The following is a 4481-nucleotide window of genomic DNA, read 5'->3' on the forward strand; positions in this document are numbered from 1 at the left end:
GGTGGGCATGGCGTCACGAGCGTTAATCGCCAAGTTCAGCAGCGCGCTCTCGACCTGATTGGCGTCTGCCCAGATCGGCCACAGTTCTTGGGTCAGCCTCAATTCCACCTGAACCGCCTCTCCAACCGATTTCTGGATTAGGTCCCGCATTTCCGGCACGAGCGTATTCAGGTTCGTGTACTCGGGCTTGAGCGGCTGACGGCGGGCAAAGGCAAGCAACCGTTGTGTCAAAGCGGTGGCACGGTCCATCGCGGTGCGGGCCGCTGCCACGTGCTGACCCACGTCAGTCCGTCCGACCGCGAGCCGCCGCTCGACCACCTCCAGGCTGCCGCTGATTGCCTGGAGCAGATTGTTGAAGTCATGTGCGACACCGCCGGTAAGCTGGCCCACAGCCTCCATCTTCTGCGCCTGGAATAGAGCTTCTCGCGCCTCCTCCAAGGCCATCTGTGTCTGCCGCCGCTCCGTGATGTCGCGGGTGACCTTGCCGAAGCCGAGCAGTTTCCCGTTCTCGTCATGGATGGCGTCGATGACGACGCTCGCCCAGAAATGGCTGCCGTCTTTACGAACCCGACAGCCTTCGATTTCGAACCGCCCTTCGCGTTCTGCGGTTTGCAGTGCCCGCGTCGGTACGTCAGCCGCCCGATCCTCGTCGGTATAGAAGCGGGAAAAGTGCTGGCCGATAATCTCGGCAGCGGCATAGCCCTTCATCCGCTGCGCGCCCGAGTTCCAGTTGGTGACGTGCCCGGTCGGATCGAGCATGAAGATGGCGTAGTCGGTGACGCCCTGAACCAACAAGCGGAACTGCTCCTGGCTCTGTCGCAGGGCTTCCTCGGCCGCTTTGCGCTCGGTGATGTCGCGGGTGATCTTGGCGAAGCCGAACAGGTTTCCGTCCTCGTCATGGATGGGGTCGATGACGACGCTGGCCCAGAAGCGGCTGCCGTCCTTGCGAATTCGCCAGCCTTCCGTCTCGTACTTCCCTTCCGCCACGGCGGTGGCGAGTGCTTGCTGCGGCACTCCCGCCTGCCGATCCTCTTCGGTGTAGAAGCGTGAGAAGTGCTGACCGATGATCTCGACCGCCTTGTAGCCCTTGAACCTCTGCGCGCCCGAATTCCAACTGCTCACGATCCCGTGGGGATCGAGCATGTAGATGGCGTAGTCCTTAACGGCGTCAACGAGTAGCTGGAAACGCCGTTCATCGGGCACTGGCTCCAGGCCAGGAATGACTGGCAATACATCCACCACGAGACTCTCCAAGGCATGCTCTGGAATGAGCAGTAGTCCTGAATGCGCCGCGCGGTCAACCTCTCAATCGATTTGGTTAATTGGTTGCCCTGTGCTCGACCTGCCTGCGGCATCGGCTTTCGCGGGGCATGTGGTGGAGGATAAGCTTTTCAGCCGCCGCCCTTTAGCTGGAGCGAGCTTCAGGTCAGTGGTCGATGTAAGCCATCCGCCCCGGCAGCGGGTCTACACCCTTTGTAGAACGCTAGCCAGTTCGGGTCGTACGATCAGCAAGGCTTCATTTTTCCATCCATCAGCCGAACAAACTCATCGCGGTCATCCTGGCACAAGAAGGCGACGTGCAGGGTTGACAGATCATGTCGCCTGAACCTTCCAGCGCATGCGCGGAGCATCTGATGAAACTCGAACGTACCAGCTAGGCGACTTGGTAAGACCATGCAATCTTCTCCTAGAATGACCTCTGGGTATTCGGAAAACATGAACCGAGCGTGGATTAGGTCATTAAGGTCATTGAACCCGATTGCTATATAATCTTCTCGCTCGGCTATACCAAATAACGGGAAGTGTTGATCGATAAGCTTGCAGCGCCAGTAGTCCGCCTCATGGCTTTCCATGGTGCCACGACAATAATACTCTTTAATTTTCATCTAAGTACTCGCTATTAAATATATGATTATTTATGGTGCCCCATGACGCCGTGCGAAGCTCATTGAAACTCAGGGAGGAATGGCTCGAAACCTAGAAGATACCGGCTCCCACCCCTGCCGCCATGAGCATGCCAAGTTCCTCGCATTGGCCGATGAACTCTTCGCGAAAGCCGCCCCGAAGCACCAGCGGCTCCTGAACTGCGTTCCAGCGCAGGCCGGTGACGATGGTTGTTACGGCACGCCGGGTTCCGGTTCCGTCATGCCCTGCGCGAATGTACAAGGCATATGGAAGCCCCTGCGTCCGTTCGAGGCAGGGATAGTAGATGCGGTCGAAGAAGTCCTTGAGCACACCACTCATGTAGCCGAGGTTCTCGGTCGTCCCGAGGATGATGCCCTGCGCCGCCAAGACATCATCCGGTCCAGCCTCCAAGGGGTCCAAGGCTCGCACCTCGACATCTTCAATGTCCGGAGACTGTGCGCCCCGAACTATAGCGTCACGGAGGATGCGCGTGTTCTCGGACGGAGTGTTGGCAACGATCAGCAGGTGCTTTCGGGCCATGGGGTCTTTCCACGCTGTTCAGGCCGGTGCTGTTGCCGAGCCGCTACCAGGCAGGATTGACTTCATATTGGCAGCCGACGCCAATATGCAGCCGCAAGGCATTCAGAACGAGCGTTGCGGCCGGAAGCCTAGACGGACATCCGACAGGCCGCCACAGGGAACCGCCCGAGATACGGCCCAATCACCTCTCCGGTGACCGAGAACTCTACGGCTATTTCGAACTCGGACCGATAGTAGTAGCCGATGATCGACCCGAATGGTCCTGCCCATCCTTTGCGCTCGGCGTGATGTTGCTGGATGATCTCAGCCACCTGCTCGATCTGGCTATGCTCGGGTAAGGCCGTGATTTCCTCGGGCAGGCTGATCCGCAGCCAGCGATCCGGCCCACCCGTCATCGCCACAACGAAAATGGGGCTGGGAACGGTGCGTTCCGTCTTAACCCGGACGTGCGGCCGGAAGTCGGCTCGAAGCTGTCCCAGATTGGTCGTGCGTTGTGTTTCAGCCTCGGTCCGCATTTGGTCGAGCATCTGCTCATAAGCGGCGTACACTGCTTCAGCAGGAATCCCGAGGGCGGATGGAAGCCGGTCGAGCATACCGGGAGAGTCAATCCCATCCTTAACGAAGGCGTCGAAACGCCTGATGCCCTTCGCGACATTCTTGAACCCCAGCAGGGAGACGATCTGGGCCTTGCGCAAGCCCTTGGTCGCCATTGTTTCGCTGATCAACATTTCAAGTGCGTTCATGCCGTTCCTTATGGTAAAACATCCAATATGGCGATAATTTACCTCGATGTCGATGGAGTTCTACTGCGCCGCTCCTGCGCCAGCCGCAGCGGCTTCGAGTTGTCGCCGTATGCCGAGGAGTTTTTGGCGCATCTTGTCGCCTCTCATAACGTATTTTGGCTAACAACGCGGTGCAGAGCGGATATGCCAAACGATGTCTCACTGGCGTTCCGTCACGCTATGCAGGTTGCCAGTTTACCTTCCAAGCTGTCGAAATTGATCAATGCTGTGGAACCGGCTGTATGGAATAGTTGCAAGACCGAAGGTATCGATTTGACTGCTAATTTCTTCTGGATTGACGACAAACTGACGCCGGAAGCTTTGCAGGTCTTGGCTGAACGCGGCTGTCAGGATCGTTGGATTAAGGTGCAGGTGGACCAAGCCCCCGATGATCTGCTGCGGGTCAGCCAAGTATTAGAGCAACGCATTTCGGCTGTTGAGCGGGACCATCACAGAACCAAAAGCATGAACCCGTAGCTCAGGCTATTCAACCCTGGTTTGAAGTACCGAGGCTACCGAGTTGAGGAAGACAGGTACGGAAATCGGTTTGATAAGAATGTCAGCGGCATGTTCTCGCCCCTCTATGCACGCGCGCTGATAGTCACCGGTCAGGAAGATCACGGGCACGCCCAATGTGACGATTTCGGCGGCGAGAGAAATGCCATCAATGGCTCCACTCAGACCAATGTCGATCAACGCCAGATCGGGGGGTTGCCGGAAGCATTCTGCCAAGGCTTCTTCGGCGGTGCCGATGGGGCCGGTAACCTCAATGCCGACTTCTTGGAGAACTGACGCGATACACATCCCGACACGCGGATCATCCTCGCAGATCAGCACGCGCTTACCCTGGTACTGTGCTGACTGCGGTCCATGATCTGCGCCGATATGCGTCATGGCATACACGCCCAAAAAGGTCATAGAGACTACTCGATCAGCCATTAACCGATGGTTACCCTCGGATAAGATCAGCCCTGCGTAGGAAACGACTATAAACTGACAGCGTCAGAGCTGGCCTTTATGACAATTGCACGAACTATAAGCGACGCGCTTCATCAATGTATAGATACTGATGGGTAGGTATGCTGTTGAGAGTGGTTGCATGACAAAGAATTCTCGCAACTTCATTCTGGTGGCGCTTGCGCTGCTTCCGGTTACAGCATTCGGCACCATCATGCTGTTGCTGTTCGGTCATGAGCAGCAAAAGTCCATGGAGACATTACTTGAGCAGACCGCCGCCTCTACCGTCTCGGCTAT

At 57.1% G+C, this 4481-nt stretch carries 6 protein-coding genes; 1 reads left to right on the forward strand and 5 read right to left on the reverse strand.

Annotated elements, in window-relative coordinates; all coding sequences use genetic code 11:
- The 4 genes from AC5JJ6_RS00515 to AC5JJ6_RS00530 all read right to left on the reverse strand — a co-directional run.
- A partial coding sequence (locus tag AC5JJ6_RS00515; RefSeq protein ID WP_496040159.1) for a hybrid sensor histidine kinase/response regulator occupies positions 1–1242 on the reverse strand: 1242 nt, incomplete at its 3' end.
- Positions 1243–1505: 263 nt separating this feature from the next.
- Positions 1506–1886: a hypothetical protein gene (locus tag AC5JJ6_RS00520; protein WP_496040160.1), complete on the reverse strand. Its 381-nt coding sequence runs from the start codon at positions 1884–1886 to the stop codon at positions 1506–1508.
- A gap of 91 nt (positions 1887–1977) precedes the next feature.
- Positions 1978–2445 (reverse strand): flavodoxin family protein, encoded by a 468-nt coding sequence (locus AC5JJ6_RS00525; RefSeq protein ID WP_496040161.1) that lies wholly within the window; start codon positions 2443–2445, stop codon positions 1978–1980.
- Positions 2446–2573: 128 nt separating this feature from the next.
- On the reverse strand, positions 2574–3188 hold the full coding sequence (locus AC5JJ6_RS00530) for a hypothetical protein (RefSeq protein WP_496040162.1): 615 nt from the start codon (positions 3186–3188) through the stop codon (positions 2574–2576).
- A 27-nt stretch (positions 3189–3215) separates the two neighbouring features.
- Here AC5JJ6_RS00530 and AC5JJ6_RS00535 point away from each other — a divergent pair, with 27 nt between their 5' ends.
- Positions 3216–3704 carry a hypothetical protein gene (locus tag AC5JJ6_RS00535; protein ID WP_496040163.1) on the forward strand — a complete coding sequence of 163 codons (489 nt, stop codon included), beginning with the start codon at positions 3216–3218 and terminating at the stop codon, positions 3702–3704.
- Between the two features lie 6 nt (positions 3705–3710).
- Here AC5JJ6_RS00535 and AC5JJ6_RS00540 read toward each other — a convergent pair whose 3' ends face one another.
- Complete coding sequence (locus AC5JJ6_RS00540) at positions 3711–4145, reverse strand: response regulator (protein WP_496040164.1); 435 nt, start codon at positions 4143–4145, stop codon at positions 3711–3713.
- Positions 4146–4481: the final 336 nt, after the last annotated feature.

Source organism: Skermanella sp. (assembly GCF_059503625.1).